The sequence below is a fragment of the Roseibium sp. R5 genome (assembly GCF_055755305.1).
Genome location: NZ_CM146910.1, coordinates 1913732 through 1940058, shown reverse-complemented (window position 1 = coordinate 1940058; position 26327 = coordinate 1913732). Strand labels below are relative to the sequence as shown.

General features: G+C 55.5%; 25 protein-coding genes. 8 read left to right on the top strand and 17 right to left on the bottom strand.

The features are described from left to right. The 16 genes from AC0J4F_RS08995 to AC0J4F_RS08920 all read right to left on the bottom strand — a co-directional run bounded on the left by AC0J4F_RS08995 (position 1) and on the right by AC0J4F_RS08920 (position 18099). A complete protein-coding gene (locus tag AC0J4F_RS08995) occupies positions 1-585 on the bottom strand; it encodes an NADH-quinone oxidoreductase subunit B family protein (protein WP_133951654.1) in 585 nt (194 codons plus the stop codon). Beyond that, the gene (locus tag AC0J4F_RS08990; protein WP_133951652.1) at positions 582-1310 is read right to left on the bottom strand and encodes a 2Fe-2S iron-sulfur cluster-binding protein; all 729 of its coding nucleotides are present in this window, start codon (positions 1308-1310) and stop codon (positions 582-584) included. The genes AC0J4F_RS08995 and AC0J4F_RS08990 overlap by 4 nt, the downstream gene beginning before the upstream one ends. Beyond that, positions 1307-3136, bottom strand: coding sequence for an NAD(P)H-dependent oxidoreductase subunit E (locus AC0J4F_RS08985; protein WP_473026012.1), 1830 nt, complete (start codon positions 3134-3136; stop codon positions 1307-1309). The genes AC0J4F_RS08990 and AC0J4F_RS08985 overlap by 4 nt, the downstream gene beginning before the upstream one ends. A gap of 302 nt (positions 3137-3438) precedes the next feature. Beyond that, entirely contained in the window at positions 3439-4575 is a 1137-nt protein-coding gene (locus AC0J4F_RS08980; protein WP_209174704.1) for an ABC transporter substrate-binding protein, read from the bottom strand. Between the two features lie 124 nt (positions 4576-4699). Then, positions 4700-5557 (bottom strand): tryptophan 2,3-dioxygenase, encoded by an 858-nt coding sequence (gene kynA, locus AC0J4F_RS08975; RefSeq protein WP_473026011.1) that lies wholly within the window; start codon positions 5555-5557, stop codon positions 4700-4702. A 105-nt stretch (positions 5558-5662) separates the two neighbouring features. Then, positions 5663-6754, bottom strand: a complete 1092-nt coding sequence (locus AC0J4F_RS08970; protein WP_473026010.1) for an ABC transporter substrate-binding protein — start codon at positions 6752-6754, stop codon at positions 5663-5665. Between the two features lie 95 nt (positions 6755-6849). Further along, complete coding sequence (locus AC0J4F_RS08965; protein ID WP_473026009.1) at positions 6850-7914, bottom strand: ABC transporter ATP-binding protein; 1065 nt, start codon at positions 7912-7914, stop codon at positions 6850-6852. A 13-nt stretch (positions 7915-7927) separates the two neighbouring features. Beyond that, on the bottom strand, positions 7928-9217 hold the full coding sequence (locus tag AC0J4F_RS08960; protein ID WP_133951644.1) for an MGH1-like glycoside hydrolase domain-containing protein: 1290 nt from the start codon (positions 9215-9217) through the stop codon (positions 7928-7930). Between the two features lie 42 nt (positions 9218-9259). Then, positions 9260-10489: a carbohydrate ABC transporter permease gene (locus AC0J4F_RS08955; protein ID WP_133951643.1), complete on the bottom strand. Its 1230-nt coding sequence runs from the start codon at positions 10487-10489 to the stop codon at positions 9260-9262. Then, positions 10486-11790: a carbohydrate ABC transporter permease gene (locus AC0J4F_RS08950; protein ID WP_473026008.1), complete on the bottom strand. Its 1305-nt coding sequence runs from the start codon at positions 11788-11790 to the stop codon at positions 10486-10488. Before AC0J4F_RS08950 ends, AC0J4F_RS08955 begins: the two co-directional genes overlap by 4 nt. A gap of 160 nt (positions 11791-11950) precedes the next feature. Beyond that, positions 11951-13300, bottom strand: a complete 1350-nt coding sequence (locus AC0J4F_RS08945; protein ID WP_473026007.1) for an ABC transporter substrate-binding protein — start codon at positions 13298-13300, stop codon at positions 11951-11953. Positions 13301-13321: 21 nt separating this feature from the next. Continuing rightward, on the bottom strand, positions 13322-14410 hold the full coding sequence (locus AC0J4F_RS08940; protein WP_473026006.1) for a LacI family DNA-binding transcriptional regulator: 1089 nt from the start codon (positions 14408-14410) through the stop codon (positions 13322-13324). A gap of 377 nt (positions 14411-14787) precedes the next feature. Then, entirely contained in the window at positions 14788-15198 is a 411-nt protein-coding gene (rbsD, locus tag AC0J4F_RS08935; protein ID WP_473026005.1) for a D-ribose pyranase, read from the bottom strand. A gap of 27 nt (positions 15199-15225) precedes the next feature. Further along, positions 15226-16374 (bottom strand): GAK system CofD-like protein, encoded by a 1149-nt coding sequence (locus AC0J4F_RS08930; protein ID WP_473026416.1) that lies wholly within the window; start codon positions 16372-16374, stop codon positions 15226-15228. 147 nt (positions 16375-16521) lie between these two features. After that, on the bottom strand, positions 16522-16833 hold the full coding sequence (locus AC0J4F_RS08925; protein WP_133951633.1) for a Dabb family protein: 312 nt from the start codon (positions 16831-16833) through the stop codon (positions 16522-16524). Positions 16834-16836: 3 nt separating this feature from the next. After that, the gene (locus AC0J4F_RS08920; RefSeq protein WP_473026004.1) at positions 16837-18099 is read right to left on the bottom strand and encodes a glycerate kinase type-2 family protein; all 1263 of its coding nucleotides are present in this window, start codon (positions 18097-18099) and stop codon (positions 16837-16839) included. Between the two features lie 191 nt (positions 18100-18290). Between AC0J4F_RS08920 and AC0J4F_RS08915 the strand changes: the two genes are divergently transcribed. The 3 genes from AC0J4F_RS08915 to AC0J4F_RS08905 all read left to right on the top strand — a co-directional run bounded on the left by AC0J4F_RS08915 (position 18291) and on the right by AC0J4F_RS08905 (position 20944). Next, a complete protein-coding gene (locus AC0J4F_RS08915; protein ID WP_473026003.1) occupies positions 18291-18689 on the top strand; it encodes a DUF427 domain-containing protein in 399 nt (132 codons plus the stop codon). Positions 18690-19051: 362 nt separating this feature from the next. Continuing rightward, positions 19052-19999, top strand: a complete 948-nt coding sequence (locus AC0J4F_RS08910) for a glycosyltransferase family 61 protein (protein WP_473026002.1) — start codon at positions 19052-19054, stop codon at positions 19997-19999. Between the two features lie 81 nt (positions 20000-20080). Then, entirely contained in the window at positions 20081-20944 is an 864-nt protein-coding gene (locus AC0J4F_RS08905; RefSeq protein ID WP_473026001.1) for a glycosyltransferase, read from the top strand. Between the two features lie 28 nt (positions 20945-20972). Here the strand turns inward: AC0J4F_RS08905 and hemA are convergent, their stop codons facing one another. Then, positions 20973-22190, bottom strand: a complete 1218-nt coding sequence (gene hemA / locus AC0J4F_RS08900) for a 5-aminolevulinate synthase (RefSeq protein WP_133951623.1) — start codon at positions 22188-22190, stop codon at positions 20973-20975. A gap of 318 nt (positions 22191-22508) precedes the next feature. Here hemA and AC0J4F_RS08895 point away from each other — a divergent pair, with 318 nt between their 5' ends. From AC0J4F_RS08895 to AC0J4F_RS08875, 5 genes are read left to right on the top strand one after another with little or no spacing between them, the layout of a single operon-like run. After that, positions 22509-23150 (top strand): TetR/AcrR family transcriptional regulator, encoded by a 642-nt coding sequence (locus tag AC0J4F_RS08895; RefSeq protein WP_133951622.1) that lies wholly within the window; start codon positions 22509-22511, stop codon positions 23148-23150. Then, a complete protein-coding gene (locus AC0J4F_RS08890; RefSeq protein WP_133951620.1) occupies positions 23147-23920 on the top strand; it encodes an enoyl-CoA hydratase/isomerase family protein in 774 nt (257 codons plus the stop codon). Before AC0J4F_RS08895 ends, AC0J4F_RS08890 begins: the two co-directional genes overlap by 4 nt. Before the next feature lie 45 nt (positions 23921-23965). Beyond that, positions 23966-25504, top strand: coding sequence for an AMP-binding protein (locus AC0J4F_RS08885; RefSeq protein ID WP_473026000.1), 1539 nt, complete (start codon positions 23966-23968; stop codon positions 25502-25504). Between the two features lie 3 nt (positions 25505-25507). After that, complete coding sequence (locus tag AC0J4F_RS08880) at positions 25508-25903, top strand: MaoC/PaaZ C-terminal domain-containing protein (protein ID WP_473025999.1); 396 nt, start codon at positions 25508-25510, stop codon at positions 25901-25903. Continuing rightward, positions 25896-26264, top strand: coding sequence for a hotdog family protein (locus AC0J4F_RS08875; protein WP_420339808.1), 369 nt, complete (start codon positions 25896-25898; stop codon positions 26262-26264). Before AC0J4F_RS08880 ends, AC0J4F_RS08875 begins: the two co-directional genes overlap by 8 nt. The last annotated feature ends 63 nt before the right edge of the window (positions 26265-26327 follow it).

The window sequence follows — 26327 nt, the reverse complement described above, 5'->3', positions numbered from 1 at the left end:
TTAGTCGAACTTGATCATTTGGTGTTCAAAGCCCCGGAATTTCCCGGTGAGCAGCTTTGAGAGCGTGTCAAAAATAATGTCCCCTTCAGGCGCGCAACCGGGAATCTGATAGTCGATCTCCACCACCTGCGCGCACGGATACACCTCATCGAGCAGCAGCGGCAAAGCCGGATCATTGGGCACATTGTGGGTCGTGTTTCGGATGTAGCGGCCGGTGATGTAGGCCTCATCCAGGCATTCGCGCAAGGGTTCATCGGAGTGCATGATTGCGTTGCGCATGGCTGGAAGTCCGCCCATGATCGCGCACTGCCCCAGCGCAATCAGCACATCGCAGTTGCGCCGAAAATCCTGCAGGACATGCACGTTTTCCTCGTTGCAGCAACCGCCTTCTATGATGCCTATGTCGCAGCGCTGGGTGAAGCGCTTCTTGTCGGTCAAGGGAGACCGGTCGATCTCGACGAGTTTCATCAGATCGATCAGGCGTTCATCAACATCGAGGATTGCCATGTGACAGCCGAAACAACCGGCCAGTGATGCCGTCGCGATCCGGGCCTTGGGAAGCTCTGCCTGAGATCTCTCACTCATTTGCGCTTCTCCTCAATGTCATGACCGATCAGCCCTTTGTCGAACTCCCGCTCGCCAATCGGAGTTACAAAACCGACCCGTTTGCGGATGATGCAGCCGACCGGACAGACTTCCGCCGAGATTGCATTGTCGGTTACAGCTGCATCTGTGTGGGCAAGGTTCTCGCCGTTCACAGCGACACGCCGGTGAATTCCCCGGCCGACATAACCAAACACGCCTTTGCCATCGACATCCTGAGACGCCCGGATGCACCGGCCGCAACTGATGCAGCGGTTGGTATCAAGCGCAATGTCAGGGTGAGAGGCATCAAGAGCCCGGCAAGGTTCCAGATACGGAAATTTTGTCGCCTCAGTCATGTCGAGCCGGTAAGCCATTGCCTGAAGCTCGCAATTGCCGCTAGCCTCACAGATCGGGCACAAGTGATTGCCCTCGTGAAACAGCATTTCCACGAGATCACGGCGCATCTTGTTGAGATGTGGCGTTTCGTTTTCGACCGCTTGGCCGGGAGCAGCTGGCTGGGTGCAGGCGGATACGCTCCGGCCGCCCGCTTTCACGGTACAAACCCGACAGCTGCCCTGGTGGCGCAGCCCTTCATGATCGCACAAACGCGGGATGTAGACACCGGCCTCATCGGCAGCTTCCATGATGGTTTGTCCGGCATAGGCCGTGACCTCGACACCATCGATTGTGAAACTGAACCCGGTTTCCTTCTTTGTGCCGCTCATTGTGTGAAATCCCTGTCGAAGATATAGGAACGGCGCTTGGCGATCTTCCGCGCCCCCTCAATCGCCGACTGAATATCGAAGGTGTCGCGAATCCCGTCCTTGCTCGGCTTGGTCATGGCTGAATAGACAAGCGGGAAGTTCGCCAAGGTCGACAACACCGGATTGGGTGATGTCATGCCAAGGCCGCAGCGGCTGGTCTCAATGATCGTGCCGGAGAGATCCTTGAGGTAGTCGATGTCCTCTGGATTGGCGAGCCCTTTGCGGAACTTCTGGATTGCCTTTTGCAAGAAGACATTGCCGACCCGGCAAGGCGTGCAATAGCCGCAGCTTTCATGCACGAAGAACGACATGTAGTAGTCAACGATTTCAAGAATGTTCCGCTGGCCGTTGAAGACGATGATCGCACCACCGGTCGCCAGATCGTCGAATGTGAGCTTTCGGTGAAAACTGTCCCGGGCGATCATTGCACCGCTCGGCCCGCCAACCTGAACCGCCGCAGCATCCTGACCGCCGACCATTTCCAGAAGCTCCCAGACTGAATGACCGTAAGGAAGCTCGTAAATCCCAGGGTTTAAACAGTCACCGCAGACCGAGAACAGCTTGGTTCCATGACTGCCTTCAGTGCCCATGTCATGGAACCACTTCGCACCCTGGTCCAGAATGCGTGCGGCATGGCAGAAGGTCTCCACATTGTTGACCACGGTCGGATAGCCGAGATACCCGCGATTGACCGGGAACGGCGGGCGGGTTTTCGGCTCACCCGGCAACCCTTCACAAGAACTGATCAGGGCACCTTCTTCGCCGCATATGTAGGCACCCGCCCCCATCTGGATCCGAACATCAAAGTCGAAGCGCTTGGTGCCAAGGATCGCTTTCCCAAGCAGTCCGCGCCGGCGGCGTTCCTCTAGCACTTGTTCCAAGAGTTCGCGCAGGTAGACATACTCGCCGCGCAGATAAAGGATCCCTTCCTTCGCCCCAACCGCACGGGCGGCTATTGTCATACCCTCGATCAGAAGATGTGGCCGCTCTGTGAGAAGAACGCGGTCCTTGAAGGTGCCAGGTTCGCCCTCATCTGCATTGCAGATCACAAAGGACCGCTCAGCGCGCTCAGCTGCCGCAAATCGCCATTTGCGCCCCGTCGTAAATCCAGCACCCCCACAACCGCGCAAGCCGCTTTCTTCAATCATCGAGATAATCTGGGAGGAGGTGATGCTGACCGCTTTGGAAAGGCCCGCATCTTCGGGCACCGGCCCGAGAAGCACAGCACCGGCATGGCGGATGTTGTTGTGCACCATGCGCACTGCACGGTCATGCGGTGAGAGAGTGGCAAACCGGTCGCTGACAAGATCTTCTGGGCATCCGCCTGCTTTAATCGTCAGGGCCACTTCCCGCGCAGATTGAGCTGTCAGATTGGTCAGGACAATATCGTTGACCATCGCTGCAGGCGCTTGGTCGCACATACCAATGCAGGGAGTGTATTCAATGGACACGGCCCCATCTGCGGATGTTTCGCCAATCTTGACCCCGAGCGCATCTTCGAAAGCGGCTGTGACGGCTTCCAGTCCGGCATACCGATCGACAATATCGTCGCACAGACGGATGGTGGTCCGGCCTTTCGGCTTCAGGGACAGGAAGGAATAAAAGCTCGCGACCCCTTCGACCTCAATCCGGGTCAGGCCAGTTTCTTCAGCGATCTGGTCCATGGTCGCTGGTGCAATGCATCGGAAACGGTCCTGAATCTCGCGCAGGATATCCAGCATCCGGTGCTTGTCATTGCCGAAACGTTCGCAGATCTCGGCGATCGCACCGTCTGGTACCGGGGTCACGCTGCAAGCTGTCCTCGATACTCCGTTGCCAGCCTGCTGACCGTTATCCATGAATTTCTCCCAAGGTCCGGCAGGACCCGAATGCAAGCCTTTTTCACTTCGTAAGGCGACACACCCGGACCTGAGGTTCGCCGCATCACTGGCAAAACTCCGTAGCCCACACCGTTCCAGAGATGGCCTGACACGTCTTTGAGCAATATCAACGGACAGCAACCAAACGGCTCAGCCTGAGCCCGAATGCAGCACCTACAAAAAAGCCCAGGCAATGTGCCCGGGCTTTTGATAACCGTTGATGGTCGATTTTACATGCTGCACTCACCAGCGTAGGCATCCGCATGATCGCTCAAGCCGGTGGCAATGATCTTGTTGGTATAGACATCGCCTTCCTTGATGACTTCGCGGACATAGATGTCCTGGATCGGGTGGTGATTGTCGCCAAACTTGAAGTCACCACGGGTCGATGCGAAATCAGCTTCCTTGAGTGCCGCGCGGAATGCATCAGCATCCTTCACATCCGCCTTGGCCATCGCCGACAGCAGAAGATTGGCGGTGTCAAAGCCTTGTGACGCATAGAGCGACGGCAGGCGGCCATATTCAGCCTGGAAGCTTTCGACGAAGGCCTTGTTGGCCGGATTGTCGATGTCCTTTGACCACTGGCTGGTGTTTTTCACGCCCATCGCCGCATCGCCGACAGCTTGCAGAATGCCTTGGTCGAAAGAGAACGCCGGCCCAACGACCGGAAGGTCGATTCCACTGTCCGCGTACTGCTTCAGGAAGGAAATCCCCATGCCACCTGGCAGGAAAAAGAACACGCTATCAGCACCGGAGGCCCGGATCTGAGCAAGCTCTGCGGCGTAGTCAGTCTGGCCGAGTTTGGTATAAAGCTCGCCAGCCAGCTCACCACCATAAAACCGCTTGTACCCTGTCAACGCGTCTTTGCCGGCCGGATAGTTCGGCGCCAGAATGAAGCTGTTCTTGTAGCCTTGGTCCTTGGCGTAGGCACCGGCTGCTTCGTGCAAATTGTCGTTCTGCCAGGCCACATTGAAATAGTTCGGGTGGCAGCCTTTACCTGCGAGAGCGGATGGCCCCGCATTTGGCGACAGATAGAATTTGCCCTGGGCGGTTACAGATGGCACGACGGCCATAGCAAGATTTGACCAGATAATGCCGGTCAGAACGTCAACATTTTCCGACTGCACCAACTTGTCCGCCAGCTTCACAGCCACATCCGGTTTGCGTTGATCGTCTTCAACGATCACTTCCAGGTCGGAGTTGCCTGCCTGTTTCACAGCAAGCAGGAAACCATCCCGCACATCGATACCAAGCCCGGCGCCGCCACCGGACAACGTGGTGATCATGCCAACTTTGACCGGCTCCGCCACGGCGGCACCGCTCAGCATGGCCAGCACACTTGCTGTTGCCGCAAGTCTCTTCAACATCAGAACTTCCCCTCTGTTCAACTGCTCCCGGACCTTGTTTTTCAGGTCCTTGATCAGCAGCTTAACTCGAGGATCGGAATTGGCAATGCTTCTTCTGCTTGACCGTAAATCTTGCCAGGTGCGCTCAGAGTTCCGTCCGGACATGCCAGAGTTCGGGGAACAGTTCGACCTCCAGCATGCGCTTCAGATAGGTCACACCTCCCGTGCCGCCGGTGCCTCGCTTGAATCCAATCACACGTTCCACCGTGGTGACGTGATTGAACCGCCAACGCCGGAAGTAGTCTTCCAGGTCAACCAGCTTTTCACCCACTTCATAAAGCGCCCAATATTGTGCGGGATCACGATAGACCTTCTGCCAAAGGTCCACGATTTCGGGCACCTCGTCATGCGGTTTGTCCGATGGTTTTGCGATCACATGCTCAGGAACGTCCAGTCCTTGCCGCTGCGCAAATGACAGCACCACCTGATAAAGGCTTGGCTTGGCAAGTTCCTGATGCAGCAAATCGACGTTTTCGGGGACATGTTCATGCGGACGGATCATCGCAAGATTGCGGTTTCCAAGGGCATATTCGATCAGGCGGTATTGCAGGGACTGGAACCCGGAGGACAATCCGAGTGAATCCCGGAACTGTGTGTAATCGCTTGGTGTCATGGTCCGAAGCACGTCCCACGCAGAATTCAATTGCTCCATGATCCTGCTGACACGTGCAAGCAGCTTCATCGCTTCCGGCATGTGATCTTCGGCAATGGCTGTCCGTGCCCCTTCCAACTCGTGAAGCATCAACTTCATCCAAAGCTCGGACGTTTGGTGTTGAATAATGAACAGCAACTCATCCGGAGCCTTCGACAAGGGAGCTTGCGAGCTCAGGATAGTCTCAAGACCGAGGTAGTCGCCGTATGACATTTTGCCGGAAAACGCCATTTCCGCGCCTTCAGTCTCAGGATTATAGCCACCAGACTGAGTTTCGTTTTTGTTGTTCATGAAACACCTCACCTCCAGAATCATCCGGGAAGGTTTCAGCTTCACTCAATCAAGGCAAGAACAAACGACCAGCGACAATTAAGTCTCAAACCTCACGCTGCGGCTTCAATTCTTTGCAGCATTCAAGATCGCAGTTGCTGAAAAATCGTACTGCGACAGGCCGGTCATAGCCTGACTGAAACGGAGAAAATCGATCTTGGCCCAGTTCTGATCACCCAACCGGTCGAGGAAGAGATTGACGTTATCCCGGGTGATCGCGGACATCTGGAAAGACACATTATCTAGTGCACTCTTGGGTGCGGGTCGGTTGTAGTAATCATAGAGCATCACGATGACCCAGGCTCCGGCGAAAAAATGACCGCCATGCGTCATGGTCAACTGTCCATTCTTGACCGCCTCCATCCCCGCTTTTGACCAATTCAACCCAGCAAAGGCAATATTCTCACCGGGCTTCATACCAAGCTCGATTGCTGCCCGTTTTGCTCCAAGGGCAATGGCGTCATTCGCGCCCCAGATGGCATCAACCTTCGTCCGATTCAAAAACGACTTTGTCCGCTCATAAGCAGTCTCTTCGTTCCAATTCACCGGTACTGCGCCGATTAGATCGACACCGCTGTCAGCCGCAGCCTGTTCCATACCCCTTTGCCGGTCGAGAGCCGCCGGCGTGCTATCGTCGCCGGTGAGGGCCAACATCCTTAGGCCGCCGTTGGCTGCACCTCCGGTTTTTCCGAAGGAGACTAGGGACTGCGCCATCTCATAGCCGGCCCATTCATTGTTTGGGGTAATGGACCCGATGATCGAGGACTGAACGCGCTCGTTCAAAACTCCGTACTGGGATTGGGTCAACGTGTTTAGAAGAAATACTGTCTCAACCGGCTGCCCATCAAGCAGCTGCATCAACCGGGCACCTTCCTGAAGCTCATTCACCAAGATGAAAAAGTCAGGCAGATCTCCCTTGCTGAGACGCTCCTGTAAGAGCTTCTCCATATAATAGGGTCGCCGGTCGGCATTCAAAATTTCAAGATCGACATCGAAGTCTGCAGCCGCCGCCTGCATGGTCTTTGAAACATGGCCCCAAAACCCGCTGTCCCCACCTGGATTAACGAATGTGACACGGAAGCCAGCGGCATGAACATTGGCCGCGCAAGCACTCACGAGAACACCGAAGGCCAGCAGGATGCTGCGCAGGATAGTCATGATAAGCACCGCCCCCTTCACAATTGAAGTGTTCGCGACCGATGCTTTATCCTATTACCGACATTCCGCATTGTATACGTTGTAAAAACACCTCATCAACCACTGCGGATCGCTCGGTCGTCCTTGTCAAAGAAGTGCATGCGGCTTTCATCGAACTTCAGTCCGATGCGGGTCCCTTCTGCGATTTCTTCACTGCCGCTGATCCGCACCAGGACAGTATCAAGGCCATCAAGCGCGACATAAAGGAACGTGTCAGCCCCGAGATATTCGGCAACCTCAACGGTGCCCGAACAGTGCCCCTCTTCCGGTGCAACAACCAGCATGTGTTCCGGCCGGATGCCCAGTTTGACCGGCGCACCGGATGCACCACCATGCGGGTAATGGCCACCGCCATGTCCATCGAGCGAGAACGTATCTCCTGTTACTGAACAGGGCAGAACATTCATCTTCGGGGACCCGATAAACTGGGCAACGAAAAGATTGTCGGGCCGCTCATAGAGTTCGCGCGGAGAGCCGACTTGCTCGATCTCGCCAGCCTGCAGGACAACAATTTTGTCCGCAAGTGTCATCGCCTCGACCTGATCATGGGTCACGTAGATCATGGTCGTTCCAAGACTCTTGTGGAGTCGGGCAACTTCGAACCGCATTTCAACACGCAGCGCGGCATCCAGGTTGGATAACGGCTCATCAAACAAGAAGGCGCTTGGTTCGCGAACAATGGCCCGGCCGATGGCAACACGTTGCCGCTGACCACCGGACAAAGCTTTGGGCCTACGTTCAAGGTAATCATCCAGCTTTAGAATCTCCGCCGCCGCGTTCACTTTCCGGTCGATCTCCGCTTTTGGCACGCCTGCAGTCTTCAGGCCGAACCCTACATTCTCCCGAACGGACATGTGCGGATAAAGCGCATAGGACTGAAACACCATTGAAAGACCGCGCCCGGAGGGCGGCAATGCGGTGACGTCCTTGCCGTCAATCTCGATTGCGCCGCGGCTCGATTCTTCAAGTCCGGAAATCAGACGCAGCAAAGTGGACTTTCCGCACCCGGATGGGCCGACAAAGATGACGAATTCACCGTCCTGGATATCGAGATCAATTCCCTTGATGACTTGCAGATCACCGAACCACTTCTCGACACTCTTGAGCTGGATTGCACCCATATCTGCTGCCCCCTTAAGCCGCTTGATCTGCTTGCGATGGTCTTGCCCAGGCAAGCCAGATCGCCGCTGTCCAAGAGAATGATCCGCCACCGGCAGCTTCTGCCGTTTCCGGGCTGAAATATTCCGCAAATCCGCCGGTTTGAATGAGCGCCGCCGTGTCACGCCGAAGCCTGTCAGACCGGCCTGGGTCACCAACTTCCGCGAAACCGCGAGCAATCATGAAATTGACCATCGCCCAGACAGGGCCGCGCCAGTAACGCAAATGCTCATAGGCTTGATGCTCCGGATCGTAGGACGGCATCAGATATCGCACCTTTGCGCTGATCCGGTCGAAATGTTCCTGAAGCGGCTTTAACACCTCAGGATCAGTAAGGCCTGCATAGGGCGCAAGGAAAGACGCACTTGAAACACCGTCGGTCTGTTTCCCGGTTCGCAGGTTCATGGCAACGTGTGCCTTGAGCTCTGCATTCCACAGACGCGCAGCGCCCGTTTCCATCCGGCTGATCCATCCCTCAATTTCCGGCTGCGCGGCAGTTTCTCCGAGGCGATCGGCGAGTGCCAAGAGATCTCGGCAAGCTCTCAAGAGAATGAAGGTAATACCGGGGTCAGCCACAAAAAACGGACAGGTTCGGGCAACCTTCTCGGGATCCCAACCCACTTTCCGGCAAGCCGCAACGATAGAAAGGTAGCGGTCATAGTCCTCTTTGTGCGGGCGCATGGCCGGATCGACATGAGAGGTATCTTTCCGCTCGTATGGAGCGACATCCTTGATTTCGACACCGCGCAAGGCGTCATCCCAGTCCGGAAGATTGTCCCGTCCTGATTCCCAGGGATGAATCACAGCAATTACGCCGAGATTGTCTGGATCCCGGTAAGCCATGAACCAACGGTGCCATTGAAGGATTTTTGGGAAGAGCAACTTCGCCCGATCCAGAGCGGCGTCAGAGGCATCAAGTTCCAGCAAGTCCTGGACGATGGTTGCGGCGACCGGAGGCTGAGAGTGGCCTGAACTTGGAATGGGTCCGCCATCTGTTCCCCAAACGGATGGGCCGGGGAAGTAACTCGGATCGTCCTTCCGGAACAGGATATGCGGGACCATCCCGTCTCGCCATTGCCCCTCGAAGAGAAGCTCTATCTCCCGCCAGGCCCGGTCGGTGTCGAAGGTCGCAAAACCTCGGGCAACAAAGACCGAATCCCAGTTCCATTGGTAGGGGTAAAGCCCCTTTGTCGGCACCGTGTATCCACCCTGGTCGTTGTCGGTCAGGATTTTCCGGGCGACTTGGTCTAACTCAATCTGTGACACGAAGATCTCCTTGAGCTTCTTGTGAGCTCTTTGATGAGTTGGTTAGCCCTTCACACTGCCGGCCGTCAGGCCTTGGACAAGGAAGCGTTCGAACCAAAGAAAGATGAAGAGAACCGGAACGGTCGCGATCACTGCGCCTGCCATAAGGTGCTGGCGCGGAACCTCCGAAGAGTTCAGCGAAACCACACCGCGCGACAGGGTAAATATGTCCGGATCATCGAGGAACATGAAAGCAAACAGGAACTCGTTCCAGGCAATCATGAACACATAGAGCGATACAGAGGCCAATGCCGGCAATGACAACGGCAGCGTGATCTTCATGATCACCCCAAGCCTGGACAATCCGTCCATCAGGCCAGCTTCTTCCAATTCAGACGGCAAACCTCGGAAATAACCTTGCAACATATAGAGCGCGACCGGAATTGTTGTTGCTGGATAGACAATCAGCAAACCGGTCAACGTGTTGCGCAGCCCCAGCTGTGAGAAGACGGCATAAAGCGGGATCACAAGAACAATCGCCGGAACCATGTAGATCAGGAGCACCGAACGGGACAAAAGCGCCTGCCCCGGAAACCGCAACCGGGAGACCGCATAAGCGCCGGGCACCGAAAACAGCAGCGTCAGGATCACGGTACCCACCGACACGATGGCCGAGACCATCAGATAGCGGCCGAAATTGAACTGCGTGAAGAGCTCGACATAGGACCGGAAGAGCCCGTCAAACCCTTGCGAGAGGTCGATCGACAGATCAAGCGGATTGGCAAGCAACGCCTGCTGACTTTTCAGCGATGTCATCACCATCACGTAAAAGGGCAGCGCGACGATAATCGTGAAGACGACGAAACCAATTCCCTTGAAGATTCGGATGTAGATCACCTCGCGTTCGTACCGCGACATCGACCCGAGAGTTGCGCCATTAAGGCTCACATGGTTGGCCGCCGTGACGCTGGCAACGAAGGCGAGCAGTCCGGCCAATTGCCAAAAGGGAACGTTGTTTAGAGGCAAAGTGAAAGGCGCCGCGAACGTACCCAACAGCAGAATCAACGTCAGGACGACCGCGGACAGCACCCAGGCAGGCATCCCTTTTATGTCCGCAGTCTGCCTCCAAACCAGAGCCAGCGCTCCAATCAAGCCCGCCACTCCCGCGGCGGTCGCCTGAGGCAGAGCCACTTCGCCAGTGATAAGGGTCAAGGTAACCCCGATCACCACCATGGCAATCACGCCCCAAATAAGGCCCGTGATGGCTATCAGAAGAATGCTGCCGGGTCTCATAGGCCTTCCTCCTTTGGTGAGAAGTGCAGGAAGAGTGTCGCGAACGTAACGAGGACAACAAAGATCACCACGGCTACCGCAGCCCCTGCTCCAAGGTTGGACAGGGCAAACCCTTGTTCATAAACATCAACTGTCAACGTTCTCGTTCCGGCATTCCCGCCAGTCAGAAGGAAGATGTCGTCGAACTTGTTGAAGGTCCAAATGAAACGGAGAAGGAACAGGACCGACAGGATGCCCATCAACTGCGGCAAGGACAGGTACCAGAACTGCTGTAGCGGCGTTGCACCATCCATTTCAGCCGCTTCATAGATATCTGTGTTGAGGGACTGCATGCGCGCGAGAATGAACAGGAAAGACAAGGGGAAGTAACGCCATGCCTCAAATGCAATCACGGTCGACAGCGCCAGAGGAAACTCCATCGGGATCCCGAAGAATGAAAACTCCACGGCCCGCTGACCAAAGAAATTGATCGGGTCCGCAACTACACCCATTTTCGTCAAAAGCGCGTTTAAGGTTCCGGAAAACGGGTCGAACAGAACCACCCAGGTGAAGGCAACGGCAATCACCGGCGAGACGTAAGGAAAGAGGAACAGTCCGCGAAGAAACCCGCGCCCCCTGAACGTCGTGTTCAAAAGTTGAGCAGCAAACAGCCCGAGCACCAATGCTCCGGCAGTTCCGAAGATCGTGTAATAGAACGTCACCCGCAGCACCGACCAAAATTCATCTGCATCAAAGATCCGGACGAAATTGTCGAAGGTGAAGTCGAGGTTTGTCAGGACATTGTCTGCATCGCCCGACACCTCGGGGATGCTTGCCCGCTCGGGGCGGTCAGCTGCCAAATAGGCCGGGGTTACTGTTCCCTCAAAGCGCAGCCGCTCACGCCATTTTGGCGGAACAGTTCCGATGTCACATGTGATCGACACGCCTTGAAGCGCGCAAACCTCAGGCACGCTCGTTACGTCGAACCCGTCAGGGAGTGTGTCCCGCAAAACAACATCCCGGATTTCCTTGTCCTGCGAGGAGTTGCGCAGCCGGTATTCGAGTGTCGCCGCATCGCCTGCACTTTCCGGATTGCCGCGCATGCGTTCGTTTACCAGCACACTTGGGGGCCGGAGGTCCGCGAGTTGAACCGGCTTGAAGCTGATCCAGAAATTGGCAAGCAACGGACCGGCAACAATGGCGAGAATGATCAGGAATGTTGGCGCCAACATCAGGTAGGCGAGCCGCATCTCCCGTCGTTGCATCGGTCCAATGCCTTTCGGCGGCCGGCGCTCAGCGATGGTCTTGTCCTGCGCGGTCATGGTTTCCTGCTCAAGTTTCAAACGGACAGAGATAGGGCAAAAAGTCCCTGTGCCTCGACGGTTCAACCCGTCGAAACTTCATAGTGCAAAGGCCCTCTTTCAATGAGGGGTGATGGCCGATGGGGTTGGCCCGTGTTCGAGAACACGGGCCATTTTGCAGTTACTGGATCTTGGCCAGTTCTTCGTTCATCTGAGCAACGGTCTGTGCTGCGTCCCGTTCGCCATCAATGTATTCCCGGACAAGCCGGTTGATCGCCTGGCTATTGATAATCTTGGAGGCCAAAGACAACTGTCCTTCCTTGACGCCCCAACGCGCAGCCGTATCGAGACCGGCAACAATGGTGCTGATGGTCTCGGCATCATAAAGATCGGTCAACGGTGCCTTGCGGTCCACACCAACCGGCAACTTGGACCAGCCTTCAACAAACGCTGTCGGATTGTCTTTGGTGCCTCGGCGGATTGGGAACTTGCCCTCCGGTGCGATCGACAGGGTCGACATGTAACCGTCATCCATCGAGAACTCTACAAACTGCATGGCAGCGTCCGTGTCCGCATCGTTTGTGATGCCGAAGTAACGCACATCCCCCCAGGCAGCGCCATCCGGATTTGACGGGCCCTTCAAGGTTGTCACGATACCGGTTTTTGACGCCAGTTCTTTGGATGTCGGGTCATCGGAAATGGTTGGCGGGGCACTGTCGCGAAGACCGGCGAGCTCATCGAGAATGAACGGAGACCAGATGATCATGGCCGCTTTGCCGGCAAAGTATAGCTCGCGAGACTGCTTCCAAAACAGATCTCCTGGAGGAGATGCCTCTGCAATTGCTTTATAGAACTCGAGTGCTTCGATCGTCTTTTTCTCGTCCAGCGGCTTGAAGCCGTCATTGCCAACCGGGCTGACGCCATTGGCCAAAAGAACATGCTCGAGCACCTGGCTCATAAAGTTCTCATCAACCTTGGTGGCTGCGACGAATGCAAACATTTTCGGCGGGTTATGCAGTTTCTCAACCGCTGCCAAAATGTTCTCGTAGCTGTCAGGAGCTGCGAGGCCATTCGCATCGAAAAGATCCTTGCGATAGACAACCATTTGTGTCCAGCCATCAACCGGCACAGAAGCAATCCCACCTTCGACCGCGGCCATTGCCACTGCGCCAGGCGCAAATGTATCGGTTCCCAGATTTTCCAGAACCTCTGTCGCCGCTTCGGTGTCCAGGATACCGGCCTCTGCCCATGGCAGCGCATACTGCAGGGTGTGATAAATCACATCCGGCAGATCACCGGCAGCGAAAGCTGCGGTAGCACGGGTTCCAAGATCGGATTCCGTGACTGGAATGACATCAACCTCGATGCCGGTTTTGTCCTTGAAGGCCGCAGCCAGTTCTTCCTGTTTCGCCAGCCGCTCCGGCTGCTCTTCCGTCGTCCAGAAACGCAGGGTTTGCGCCTGAGCCACCGTAATGCCCAATGCGAGTACACCCGCAATGGTCGAGGTCAGGAAAGTGCTCCTCCCAATCATGTCAGTCTCCCTTACTGCCAGTTATGGCTGTTGGTTCAGCCGGGACCGGAGCACTTCTGCCAGTGCCTCCGGTGTCTTATGCGGCGCGCCGTCTGATACGCGCCGGATCAAAGTTGCTTCTGAAAGTGCCTTGAGGGTCTTCGGATCTTTGCCGTCTAAAACATCGATCAACATCCGGGCGACGCGGCTGCCTGCTTCCGACGCACTTTGCGAAAAGGTGGTAAGCGGCGGCTCGAGATAGTCACCAAAGGGCAGTCCGTCATAGCCGATGATCGTGACATCAGAACCGACGGTCAGGCCATGTTTCCGGCAATATTGAATAGCGCCAATCGCAAGCGCATCTGTCACGCACAACAAGGCGGTGGGCGGCAGATCGTTGCCCGCCAGAAGTCGTTCCGCTCCAGCAAAACCGCCTTCTTCGTTGAGGTCCACGAATGTTTCAAGAGCGGGATCATAAGATACGCCCAACGCCTCGAGACCGGCACGGTAGCCATCCCGGCGCTGGAGCGCGAAATTCAGCTCTAGCGATCCGCCTATGAATCCGATGCGGCTGTGTCCGAGGCTGTAGATATGCCGCACGCCATCGGCGAAGGTTTTTTCATTGTCGATGTCGAACCACGCATGGGTGTCAGGAAGATGCGACCGGCCGTGCGTGACGAAGGGAAAGCCTTGTTCGCTCAAGAACGCAATACGCGGATCTTCAACTTCGGTTCTGGTGAGAATAAAACCATCGACCTTCCGCCGGGCAATAAGACGCTGAAGCGTCTCGATCATGTGATCCCGCGAGTGGGCGGTTGTCACCAGGAGATCAATCCCGAGTTCATCCAAGGCCCGTGCAATTCCATCGATAAACTCAGACAGAAATGGATCAGCGCCATTGCCATGCCCAACGGGTATGACAATGCCGAGCGTATCCTGCCGACCCCGTTTCAAGTTACGGGCAGTCGCCGACGGCTGATAACCAAGATCCTTGACGGCTTTCAGGATGCGCTCGCGGGTGGCTTGGGAAATGTCGGTGTAATTGTTCAGGACCCGCGAAACGGTTCCCTTTGCGACGCCCACATGGCGCGCAACGTCGTCAATCGTCACTGACCCGCGGTGACCCGACATTTTTCCTCCCAAAGGCCGAGCGGCCCGAATTTCTTTATGCCTGCGGCTCAGATGATCGAAGGCGATTTATTTCGATAATGGTTCCAAAACCGATTTCGGAAGTCAACAAAATCGGTTTTGGAAACTCAAAAATTCGTTTTTGCAGAACGGGAAGGCTTTGGCAGATAAACGAAACTTCAATCGGAAAGGTTTCGGAACAGATCCAAACAGCGCCAGCTTGGCAGTGTTACCACGCACACACTCCCCTGAGAGTATGCCTCTATCGGTAAATCAGAAGAGCACTCGCCCGCAGCTGGTCGACCAGTACTTTATACAAAACAGTTAAGCCCGCGCAGAAAAGGCGCGGACTCGATGTTGGCAGATCTGAAAACAGGCCGCTAGAACGGTACACCCGAGACCAGAATGACATTCGCATAAGGTGTGCATTCGCCCGTGCGAATAACGGCGCGCGCCTGCTTCGTCCGCGTTTTGAAGTCCTCGTGAGGCACCCGGTCATGCTCGATCGGCTTGCCGGTTTCCGCAGCCCAATGGGCCAGCCGAACTTCGATCTCGGTCGCCAGTTCCGCACTTGCCTCTTCGGCGAAAACAGCTTTCTCGACTACCAATTCGCTCGTCAGAACATCCAGGATATCAAAGAAGCCGGGCACCCCAGGCGAAACAGCCAAGTCAATGACATCGACGCCCGGCGGCACCGGAAGACCAGCGTCTGCAACAACGATTTCATCCATGTGCCCGAGGGAGGCGATCAGCGTACTCATGTGCCGATTCAGCATCGGGGTCCGTTTCATGGGCGTTTCCTTCGCATCCTTTATCGGTCAAGTCAGGGAAACCAGCGCCTCACAGAGCGGCACCGGGTCGTAATAAGGATCTGATTTGCTGGATATCAGATCCAGCCGCAAAACGGTAATGCCAAGTTGCTCCACTGCCCCGATATCATCTTCTTCCGTGCTTTGATCCGTTACGACAAAATTCAACAGCTGTTCGACCGGGCAATCGCTACCGGCATCTTTTCGAAGATAAGCAAGCAATGCCTGAACGCGATCCTCAAGCGTCATTCCGGGCGCTTCGGGATCATGACCCAAACTGGGCACATACACTTTGGGAACCGTGCGGCTGGCAACAGCTCGGCCAACACCCCGAGGCAAAAGGCTGGCAATCAGGCTTGTGTACAGGCTGCCGGGGGAATAGCAGATGAGATCCGCAGACTGCACCAAAGCCGTATTGCGTTCCGGGAACACGGACACCGCCGGTTCCCGTGTTTGCAAGCTTCTGTTCAGGAATATCTCCTCAATCGGCGACGTCAACGGCGCTTGTTCTTTGCCTGTGAGAAGGTGCTGTCCGACGACAATGTCGCCGGTTTCGAGCTTGGCCGCCAGATGCAGATTGTCATCGGATACAGCCTTAACATGGCCGAGCACGCCAACCAGTTTTGCGACCAGGAAGATAATAGGTTCCAACTGTTTGTTTTGGTTAAGATAACCACCGGCAAGAATGAGATTGCCGATGCTTGCGCCGCGCAAATCAAACGTTGGCGGGCACCCCTTCTGAAACGTCCGCAGCTGGTTTTGAATGAGCGTCCGCATCGGTTGTTCAACGACTGCCACGAGCGGATGGATGCCGGCGATCATCGCCTCAAGCTCACCTGCCAGTTCCTCTTGTCCAGACTCTTTGGCAAACCGATGCGTGAACAGCCGGAACACATCGGGCTGACCAAGAACGGTTTCATCTGCAAGAGCCATCAGACGGCTTCTGAGATCACCTATCGCAGGCATATCGAAGGCAAGCCGCAACCCTTGTGAACTGCCTCCGGAATCAAAAGGCGTCACAAGGTGAATGGAGTTGTGCGTATACCTTTTCAGGCACCTTGAAACATCATTCAGCGCGGAGCCGCCGCTAAAGAACAAAAGCCGCGGACCGAGCTTGGGATTGGACGAAAACCGCGCAATACGGAATTGGTCCGGCATTCGCACTGCCCGGGTAAGGGTCACTTCAGACACGCGGCTTCCTTTTTGCCCATTCTTTCGAGGTGTTTCAGGTCATTTGCCACTAGAATAACAAAAAGGAGTTACCTCTCTGTGACTTAGATGGAGATTGGCGATCCAGCGTTTCCATCAGCCACAGCGAATATCAGCCACGAGAATGCCGTCTGCACCACCTTCGCAAGCAGCGATCAACATTGCAGCGGCCTTTTGATGATCCGGATGCGGCGCATAGTCGGCAAGAACAGCTTCATCGCTGACCGTTACAATAAACCCATATTGAAACGGCTTCGATTTGCCCTCCAGATCGAGGTTCGGACCATGTGTGACTGAAAGCACGCCAGAAAGTTTATCTACTAGCCCTGAAATCAACGCCATCGGTTCAACGAGCGCTGATAGATTATCCGGATCCCTCAACGACAGCAAAACACAGTGCTGCAGCATGCCTCACACTCCATTGATGTAAATTGCCCGGAAATCATTCACATTCGTCAGTGTTGGACCTGTCACGACCTGATCACCAATTGCTCTGAAAAACTCATGAGCATCATTCCGGTCAAGCGCGTCACTCATCGACACACCCCTCGCAGTGGCCCTGGAAGGGGTGTCAGGACCGATAATCGCGCCGGCCACTTCGGCTGCGCCATCGACACCGTCTGTATCGCAAGCAATCGCATGGATACCCGCTGCACCTTTGAGCGAATTTGCCAAAGCTAATGCATATTCTGCATTGGGACCGCCAACTCCGTCGCCGCGCCGCGTAACCGTCAATTCTCCACCCGACAACAGGATCAAAGGCCGCTCTGATGCTCCCCGCTCTTTTTGCCTTTGCAGAGCAAGGTCCGCATGTGTTGCGGCAACATCTCGCGCCTCGCCTTCCAAGGCATCACCAAGGATCTCGACGTCGCATCCAGCCTTCCCTGCAAGGCTTCTCGCAGCTTCCAAGGACTGCGACGGCGCGGCAAAGATAGTGTTTGTCACGCGGCCCAGACGTTCATGGTCTGGCGGCAAAACTCCGGTTTGCCCAGAGAGGACCTCCGAAACCGAGCCCGGTACATCTATGCTCCATCGTGCGAGGATTTGAAGGGCATCTTCCGGAGTACTGCCGTCCCCGACCGTTGGCCCGGACCCGATCTCAGCCGGATCATCTCCTGGAACATCGGACAAAAGCAATGCCACCATCTTTGCCGGATAAGCAGCGGCCGCAAGCTGCCCCCCCTTCACCCGGCTCAGATGCTTGCGAACAACGTTCATTTGGCCGATCGGCGCGCCGGATGCGAGCAGCGCCTGATTGACCGCCTGTTTCTCTTCAAGACTGATGGCTCCTGCGGGTGCGGTCAAAAGAGCTGATGCACCACCGGAAATGAGGGCAAGAACGCAATCATCCCCGTCAAGATTGGATAGCAACTCCAGCATGCGTTTCGTCGCGTCCTGTCCGGCCTTGTCCGGCACCGGGTGCGCAGCCTCGACAATCTCAATGCCCTTTGTGGGGCGCCCATAGCCGTAGCGAGTGATGACCAACCCTTCACAAGCCCCCCATTCTGCCTCAACGGCCTCTGCCATTCGTGCGGACGCTTTTCCAGCACCGATCACAACAACCCTGCCATCAGGTTTTGCAGGCAACTGGCTCGCAAGGCTCTTCATCGGATCAGCAACCTCAACGGCCCGCTCAAAAAGAGCACGTAGCAACTCTTGGGGGTTGGTAGCCATATTCTGTCTCCAAGACGAAAAGGTTGGGAGTTCTTTTGAGCGCAAAAGCTGAATGAATTGCAAGCTATGCTTGGCTGGAAAAGGACCACTTCGGATCTTGTGGTGGTATAGATTGGACGAAAATCAGAGTTCCGGTCGCTTTTGTAACCACCCAAGGCACCGCCACATACCCCTCTACCGCAGGATTGATCATGACAGTGGATCCAGTACTTCAATCACCCGCCTTTGTGGATGCCATTCGAAACCCGAAAGATCCAAACCATCTGATGGTCATCAAACCGGTCACGCGGAACATCCGCGTTTTTGCAGGTGAAGCCCTGCTTGCCGAGACAACAAATGCCATTCGTGTAATGGAGGTTGGTAGAGGCGTTTATGATCCGGTCATCTATGTACCGGAAAACAGCCTCCAGTCGCCCTTCTCTGAGCTTAGCAAATCGACGCATTGCCCGATTAAAGGAGATGCGAGCTATGTAGCCATTGGCGGAGATGAGATTGGCTGGGTCTATAAGACACCGCTTCAGATGAGCCTCCAGCTGAAAAACCACTACGCGTTTTGGCCAGACAAAGTCAGGATCGTCGAAGGCAACTAGCGAAAGGACGAGCCGGACCGAAGCCGGCAACCAGAGCTTGATACCTAACAAAAGCCGACGACATCATTGCTTCCCCAAAAGAAATTGTCACTGGAAACTGTGTGTGGTAGCTAGCGACAACTCTTCGGCAGCTTAACTGGCTGCCACCAGTATTTAGCTTTAACTGCGAAAACGACTTTCCGAGAAAACGCAAAAATGCGGCCGGCAAAATGAATTATCCGTTTCGCGATCAATACCACCGCTTAAGAAAACCATTGCTGCGGCTGTGCGACTCACTTCTGCCGGCACGTCCCCGTTCAGATCTGCTGCAGCCTTTGCTTGAGCGCACAAGTGACCCTTTCTGTTTTGAAACGGCCGCCCCAATGCCTGAACAAGCAAGAGCGTGGGCAGAAGAACGAAAAGGCGCGACAGAGAGGGAAGGCCTTTACAAAGCCCTGGCCCCCTGTTCAGTCGACCCCAAGATTGGTGTCCTGTTTCACCAAGGGCGCGTGATCTGGAAAACCAGTGACTTGCCAGAACGCGAGCGCAGTCCGCTCTTTTTTGCCCATAGGAAGTCACCCTCCCGCCAACTTCCAGAAGCTATCGTGCTTCATCACGTCTTCGGCGATAACTATTTCCACTTTTTCATGTTCATCATGAACAAGGTTTGGCTGGTGGAACAGTTCGGCTTGCCGCGCTCGATCCCCTTTCTTGTAAATGCGGTATCAGCCAACACACCGTTTTTTCGTCAGGCTCAGGAACTGGGCGCGTTCTTTGGACGCGATGTTATCGTTCAAGGTCGGCGAGAGATCGTAAAGGTCGATCAGGCATATTTGGCTTTACCATTTTTCTGCAACGCGGACACGATGACGTGGATTGCCAGCGTGTTCAGGAATAAAACCCCTGAACAGCCTGACAGACCTGTCTTCACGATCCGGAGCAGCACGGCCCCCAATGGCCGTTTGTTTCGAAACCAGGACAAGGTTTCACGCCTTGCCGAGAAAGCTGGTTTTGAGGTGCTTGATCCGGCAACCATGACCCTCAAGGAACAGGCAAACCGGTTTGCAAAGGCCCCCATTATTGCCGGTGCTCACGGGGCTGCCTTGACAAATATGATTTTCCGCGCAGGAAAACCGACAGGCATTATCGAGCTGTTCAGCCCGAGCATGGGCTCTCCGCATTATGCAATGATGGCTCGCGAGTTTGGCTTTTGTTATCGCTCGACGCTCACGAAGAACCCGGAAGGCCGGACGTTCACCGCCAGCACCGAAGTCGATCTCGTCGAACTGGAAAAAATGTTCGACGATATGCTGGCACAGGTTCAAACGTAAGAAATCATAGTCCAGATACACTGGCGCTTGCTGCACTTTGCCGCATCCGGGATCACGTGAAGAGAAATGTAAATCAATCTGATGGCGTCACCGCAAGACCTCTCGACCGTCACACGTTTAATCGTGACCTTTAACAGCGCGGACGTGCTTGAGTACTCACGTATCCCGGCGCACGAGCTTGCGACACTCGCTGTCGACAATGCCAGCAGTGACAATACACCCGCCGAGGCTCAAACTCTTGGCTATGAGGTGCTGAACCTCGACCAGAACGTCGGATACGCCAACGCGATTATGGCCGGCCTTGAAAAGATCGAGACCGAATTCGCACTGATCGCCAATCCTGATGTGCAGATTTCAACAAAGGCCGTGCAAGCACTCTTGGGCGCAGCTGCACGAAACTCTGATTGCAGTCTTTTCATTCCGAGAATCTTCAAGCCGGACGGCAGCGAGTTCTTTCGCTACGAAACCAGGTTTGATCCGCGTGTACGAAACCGCGTTCCCCCATCAACAGATCAAAACGTGGATACCGTCAGCGGCGCAGTATTGCTAGTGCGGAGAAAGCCATTCATTCAATACGGCGGCTTCGACACGAATATCTTTTTGTATTTTGAAGATGATGAACTTTCGCTGCGATTTCGAAAACTCAATCAACCCATGCGCTTTGTGGCTGACGCCAGCGCCAAGCATATTGGAGATGGGTCTTCAGGAAATACCGTCTCGGCCAACCGGATCAAGGACATTTCCTTCGGCTGGTCGTGGGGCTATTTGATGGACAAAATGCAGCTTGGAAACCGCTGGATTACGTTCTTCAAAATTCTCGGCAAACTGCTGGTCTATGTTGCCAGCTTCCGGTCAGGCAAAGCGCGGCGGCAAATAGGCATAGCCAACGGCTTTCTCAAGAACCTCGCGGGTCAACCCGCGCCATTCTTGAGAAATTCCAAGTAAATTACATGTCGACTAAAAAGTCCTGAGATCAGGCGACCGCGCGGGCCAGAGCACACTGTGACCAAAGGTCGTTGATCGCATTGACAAGACGTTCAATGTCATCTGCCGTGTGCAATGGCGTCGGGGTAAAGCGCAGCCGTTCCGTGCCGACCGGCACGGTTGGATAGTTGATCGGCTGAACGTAAATGCCATAGGTATCCAGCAAAATGTCCGAGATCCACTTGCACTTCTTCGCATCACCCACCATCACCGGGACGATATGGCTCGGGTTGTCCATGTGCGGGATGCCGCTTTTGTCCAGCGCTGCGCGAACTTGAGCCACCCGGTCTTTGTGCGCCTTGCGTTCAAACGGGCTGGCTTTCAGGTGTTTGATCGAAGCAGCGGCTCCGGCCGCAAGAGCCGGCGGCAAAGCCGTTGTAAAAATGAAGCCGGATGCAAACGAGCGAATGAAATCAACCACGGTCTTGGAACCGGTGATGTAACCACCCATGACACCGAAAGCCTTGCCGAGGGTGCCCTCGATGATGGTCAACCGGTCCATGAGGCCTTCTTGTTCGGCAACACCACCACCGCGCGGGCCGTACATGCCGACGGCATGAACTTCATCAAGGTAGGTCATGGCGCCGAACCTGTCGGCGACGTCGCAGATTTCCTTGATCGGAGCGATATCACCGTCCATGGAATAGACGCTCTCGAATGCCACAAGCTTCGGTGCATTCGGGTCATCAGCTGCCATCAGACGCTCAAGGTCGGCGACATCATTGTGCTTGAAGATCCGCTTTTCGCAACGGGCGTGGCGAATGCCTTCGATCATAGACGCATGATTGAGCGCATCGGAATAGACGATCATTCCTGGAACTTCTGATGCCAGCGTTCCGAGCGCCGCCCAGTTCGACACATAGCCGGACGTGAAAATAAGCGCCGCGTCCTTTGCATGAAGGTCCGCCAGCTCTTTTTCCAACAAGACGTGATAGTGATTGGTGCCGGAAATGTTTCGGGTCCCACCTGCGCCAGCGCCGCACTTTGAAAGCACGTCCTGCATGGCGTTTGTCACCTTCTCGTGCTGCCCCATGCCAAGGTAGTCATTTGAGCACCAGACGGTCACTTCCTGGGTTGATCCATCTTCGCGGTAACGCGTTGCCTTCGGGAAATCGCCTGAATGCCGCTCCAAATCCGCGAACACGCGGTAATTGCCATTATCATGGAGTTTGCTCAGTCGATCTTCCAGGTACGCATTCACGTCCATGGTGCGGCTCCCTCAATCCGCCAGGTCCAGCCCCGGCTGCTCATTCATTTCCACATCAGCCTGCGTCCGGGCTGCGCGTTCGCTCTTCAAAAAGGCGATCTGGCTCATTTCGGCCAGAGGCTCACCTTATATTCATTCAAAACTAAATATCAAACTTAGTTCCATGACAAAAATCAAAAACGGCTCTGCGGCGATACGCCATAGGCCGAAGATTGCCGACGAGCCCAACCCACGTATGCATGCTCCCTGAGATTATCGCTTGCACATCACCGCAAAACATGAATACTGATTCATGTTTGAAGAAACCGGAATTGATCCATGGGAACCACCGCCGCACCGAACAAGCACGCGTCCGCGAAAACGAGCGCAAAAGCTGCGACACCGCAGCCCAAGACGGCGCGCGGTGAAGCTACAAGGCGCGCCATACTGGCGGCGGCAGAACGGGTCATTGGAGAAAAGGGATACAACGACGCCTCCATCGGTCACATTACCAGCGAGGCTGGTGTCGCCCAAGGTACCTTTTACATCTATTTCAAAACCAAGGAGCAGGTCTTCTCGGAACTGGTCTTGGAGATGGGCCGGCTCGTCCGTCACTCGATTTCCGAATCGACGTCAACGCTGACGGACCACCTGAATGTCGAGAAGGCCGGCCTGACCGCATTCTTGAGGTTCGTGCGAGCCCATCCAAACCTTTATAAGATCGTTCAGGAAGCCCTGTTCGTTGATCCAGCCGCATACCGCGAGTACTACGCGAAATTCGCTTCCGGATACCGGGTAGGCCTTACAGCCGCAGTCAAAAAGGGTCAGATTTCTGAGGGTGATGCGGAAACGCGGGCGTGGGCTCTGATGGGAATTGCCCGCGCGCTCGGAGAGCAACTGGTCGTCTTCAATACTCAGAAAACCATTCCCGAGCTTGTCGACAGCGCCCATGATTTGATCGCCAACGGCCTGAAGCCATGACCCTGGTAGATACCGAGCACAAAGATGGTGCCATATGGCTCTATCTGAACCGGCCTGCGCGCCACAACGCACTCACCCAGCCTCTATTAGATGAGCTTTTTACAGCACTCAAACTGGCTGAAGCAAAGAAACCTACGGCGCTCGTCCTCTCCGCAAGGGGCCGCAGTTTTTCGACCGGTGGAGATATCGGCGGTTTTCTCGACCAGGCAGGATCACAAGACCAGCTGCTGGCCTACGCGGATCAGCTGGTTGGCGCCCTGCATGATGTGGTCCTGTCTCTTCTTGCCTTTCCATCACCGGTTCTGGCAGCCGTGAACGGCCCTGTCACCGGCGGTTCAACAGGCTTGGTGCTGGCAGCAGACATGGTCGCGCTGTCGAACACCGCATTCATTCAACCATACTATTCTGAAGTTGGATTTGCCCCGGATGGCGGCTGGACAGCAATGCTGCCCGAAAAGATCGGCACCGCCAAAGCACTGGAAATTCAGTATCTCAACTCGCGGCTCTCAGCGGAAGAGGCACGGCGTTTCGGACTGGCGACCCACGTTTGCGCCCCATCCGATATTGAACCGAAGATAGCAGAATGGGTCACCGGAATTTCCTGCCGATTTGCGCAGACCCATATCGCGACGCGTCAAAACGTCTGGGATGAACCGCGCCGGCAACTGGTGAAGGAGCGGCTTGATCGGGAAAAGGCCCGGTTCCTCGACCTGATCTCCAGACCGGAAACGCTCGCCGGCATGCAAGAATTTACAAAACAAAGCGCCTGAGCATCAGCACTAGAGCTGACCAGGATCCAAGTGTTGGGAGGACACATGGAGTTCTTGACCGATATGGCCGCCAAGCGGGCGGAACTGACACCTGACGCTGTGGCCTTTACCGATCATGACAGCGGGCTCGCATATACATTTTCCGACATCAACATCCGCGCAAATCAGCTGGCCAATCGCCTGCTCGAAAACGGCTTGTCACGGGGCGATCGGATGGCGGTGCTCTGTCACAATCATCCAGATTTCTTTGTTCTCCTGTTCGCCGCTCAGAAGTCCGGAGTATTGTTGGTGCCGCTCAACTGGCGTCAGCCCGTGGCCGAGCTCAAGCCCATTCTGCAAGCCTCCCGGTCCAAGGTCCTGTTTCACGACGAGGCGTTCACCGAGGCCGCAAAATTACTTGCAGCAGAAACTGGTCTGGAGCTGGTTCCGATCGGCGCGATTGATGATGGCAAGAGCGCGCTCAACCAATACCTTGAGGGCTCCACAACTTCCGCGCCCAACGAAGCCGCCATCAAGGCAAGCGAGCCCTGGTATCTGCTTTACACATCCGGCACGACAGGCCTACCCAAGGCCGTCATCCAGACCGCCGGCATGGCCACTGCCAACATGATCAACTACTGCCAGGCAACCGGCCTGAGCACGCACGAAACAGGCGTCAACTTCCTGCCGCTGTTTCACACGGCCGGGATCAATCTGCCGACCATGCCGATCTTTCTGAATGGCGGGTCTTCGACGGTGCTGCGCAAGTTTGAGCCCGACGTTGTGCTTGACCTGGTGAACGAGGGCAAAGTCACAGCGTTCTTCGGCGTTCCGGCGATTTACCAGGCCCTTGCACTGTCTAACTCCCTCAGCAGAATAGATTTTTCAAAAGTGCGCTCACTGGGCTGCGGCGGCGCACCTGTTCCAAAACACCTTCTGGTCGACTTCCAAAAACGTGGCGTCACAATCTGCAACGGCATGGGCATGACGGAAACCGGTCCAACCGTCTTCCTGATGGATAAGGACAAAGCTGCAGACAAGATCGGCTCCGTCGGCAAGGCCCAGATTATGACCGATGTCCGCCTGCAGTCTTCAGATGGCGCGGTCATTGACGGCGCGGGCGAAGGTGAAGTTCAGTTTCGCGGTCCCAATATCACACCTGGCTACATGGACAACAAGGAGGCAACCCTTGCGATCTTCACCGTCGATGGCTGGCTGAAGTCCGGTGACATCGCCCGCAGGGATGAAGACGGCTACTACTACATCGTCGACCGGATCAAGGACATGTACATCTCCGGCGGCGAGAACGTTTACCCCGCCGAGGTCGAAAAGGTTCTGGACGCTCACCCGGCCATTCTGGAAGCTGTCGTGATCGGCGTTCCGGACGAAAAATGGGGCGAAGTTGGCGCGGCGTTCCTGGTACCGCGGCCTGGCGAAGAGATCGACACCGCTGCCCTGCCCGGCTGGTGCCGGGATCATCTTGCCCCTTACAAGATCCCGAAAACCTTTACCGTTACTGACGATTTGCCGCGCACGGCGGCCGGCAAGGTCCGCAAAAACATTCTCAAAGACAATTTGCTTCAAAAATTGCCCGAGGAGGCCTGAACGATGAGCCTGATTGACGAAGCACCGGCAACGGCAACTTTCACCTGGATCCCAACCCAGGCCGAATTCGATGCCTTCGCCAAACTCTCCGGTGACGACAACCCAATCCATGTTGATCCGGACTTCTCGGCGCGCACGAGGTTCGGCAGAACGGTCTCGCACGGCATGCTGCTCTACACCCGCGTGTTCGGATATTTGCAGGAGCTCTATCCAAGTCGCGCTCATAAAGTGCAAAACCTGATGTTCCCCAACCCGTCCTATGCCGATGAAGAACTGACGCTGCGGTTCTCCGAAACTGCCGGCATGCCTGGAGAGATCCAGATTGAAATCTCAAGAACAGCGGATGGAGCTGTCACCCTGTCCGGAAGCTGCGAACTGACGGAGGCGCGTGATGTTTGAAATCGGTCAACGCGACGAGATCAAAAGGTCCTACACGGTTACCGACATGGCGGATTTTGCCGCCCTTGCCGGCCCAAATGCAGTTGCGCCCGAGACAGTTCCCGGCCCGCTGATCGGCGGTCTGTTTTCCTATCTCCTCGGCGTCAAACTGCCTGGAAGGGGTACGAATTATCTCAAGCAGAGCCTTGAGTTCTTGACGCCCGCGCCGGTCGGTGAAGAACTCACCGCGTCCGTCACCATCACCCGCCTGCGCCCTGAAAAGCATTTGGTAGACCTTGAAACCGTTTGCGAGACTGCCGACGGCACCCGCATCTGCCAGGGCCGCGCCCTCGTCTATGTCGAGGATGTGGGCAAGGGGTGATTTCTACCATTCTCTCCGTGATGCCAAGGCTGTGACGCAAGCGGTCCGGCAAGGCCTTTTCTC

Bases quoted from the DNA above. Each gene is read 5' to 3' on its own strand.
- AC0J4F_RS08995 (WP_133951654.1), bottom strand. From the start codon at position 585: ATGAGTGAGAGATCTCAGGCAGAGCTTCCCAAGGCCCGGATCGCGACG.
- AC0J4F_RS08990 (WP_133951652.1), bottom strand. From the start codon at position 1,310: ATGAGCGGCACAAAGAAGGAAACCGGGTTCAGTTTCACAATCGATGGT.
- AC0J4F_RS08980 (WP_209174704.1), bottom strand. From the start codon at position 4,575: ATGTTGAAGAGACTTGCGGCAACAGCAAGTGTGCTGGCCATGCTGAGC.
- kynA (WP_473026011.1), bottom strand. From the start codon at position 5,557: ATGAACAACAAAAACGAAACTCAGTCTGGTGGCTATAATCCTGAGACT.
- AC0J4F_RS08970 (WP_473026010.1), bottom strand. From the start codon at position 6,754: ATGACTATCCTGCGCAGCATCCTGCTGGCCTTCGGTGTTCTCGTGAGT.
- AC0J4F_RS08965 (WP_473026009.1), bottom strand. From the start codon at position 7,914: ATGGGTGCAATCCAGCTCAAGAGTGTCGAGAAGTGGTTCGGTGATCTG.
- AC0J4F_RS08955 (WP_133951643.1), bottom strand. From the start codon at position 10,489: ATGAGACCCGGCAGCATTCTTCTGATAGCCATCACGGGCCTTATTTGG.
- AC0J4F_RS08950 (WP_473026008.1), bottom strand. From the start codon at position 11,790: ATGACCGCGCAGGACAAGACCATCGCTGAGCGCCGGCCGCCGAAAGGC.
- AC0J4F_RS08945 (WP_473026007.1), bottom strand. From the start codon at position 13,300: ATGATTGGGAGGAGCACTTTCCTGACCTCGACCATTGCGGGTGTACTC.
- AC0J4F_RS08940 (WP_473026006.1), bottom strand. From the start codon at position 14,410: ATGTCGGGTCACCGCGGGTCAGTGACGATTGACGACGTTGCGCGCCAT.
- rbsD (WP_473026005.1), bottom strand. From the start codon at position 15,198: ATGAAACGGACCCCGATGCTGAATCGGCACATGAGTACGCTGATCGCC.
- AC0J4F_RS08930 (WP_473026416.1), bottom strand. From the start codon at position 16,374: ATGCCGGACCAATTCCGTATTGCGCGGTTTTCGTCCAATCCCAAGCTC.
- AC0J4F_RS08925 (WP_133951633.1), bottom strand. From the start codon at position 16,833: ATGCTGCAGCACTGTGTTTTGCTGTCGTTGAGGGATCCGGATAATCTA.
- AC0J4F_RS08920 (WP_473026004.1), bottom strand. From the start codon at position 18,099: ATGGCTACCAACCCCCAAGAGTTGCTACGTGCTCTTTTTGAGCGGGCC.
- AC0J4F_RS08915 (WP_473026003.1), top strand. From the start codon at position 18,291: ATGACAGTGGATCCAGTACTTCAATCACCCGCCTTTGTGGATGCCATT.
- AC0J4F_RS08910 (WP_473026002.1), top strand. From the start codon at position 19,052: ATGCCTGAACAAGCAAGAGCGTGGGCAGAAGAACGAAAAGGCGCGACA.
- AC0J4F_RS08905 (WP_473026001.1), top strand. From the start codon at position 20,081: ATGGCGTCACCGCAAGACCTCTCGACCGTCACACGTTTAATCGTGACC.
- hemA (WP_133951623.1), bottom strand. From the start codon at position 22,190: ATGGACGTGAATGCGTACCTGGAAGATCGACTGAGCAAACTCCATGAT.
- AC0J4F_RS08895 (WP_133951622.1), top strand. From the start codon at position 22,509: ATGGGAACCACCGCCGCACCGAACAAGCACGCGTCCGCGAAAACGAGC.
- AC0J4F_RS08890 (WP_133951620.1), top strand. From the start codon at position 23,147: ATGACCCTGGTAGATACCGAGCACAAAGATGGTGCCATATGGCTCTAT.
- AC0J4F_RS08885 (WP_473026000.1), top strand. From the start codon at position 23,966: ATGGAGTTCTTGACCGATATGGCCGCCAAGCGGGCGGAACTGACACCT.
- AC0J4F_RS08880 (WP_473025999.1), top strand. From the start codon at position 25,508: ATGAGCCTGATTGACGAAGCACCGGCAACGGCAACTTTCACCTGGATC.
- AC0J4F_RS08875 (WP_420339808.1), top strand. From the start codon at position 25,896: ATGTTTGAAATCGGTCAACGCGACGAGATCAAAAGGTCCTACACGGTT.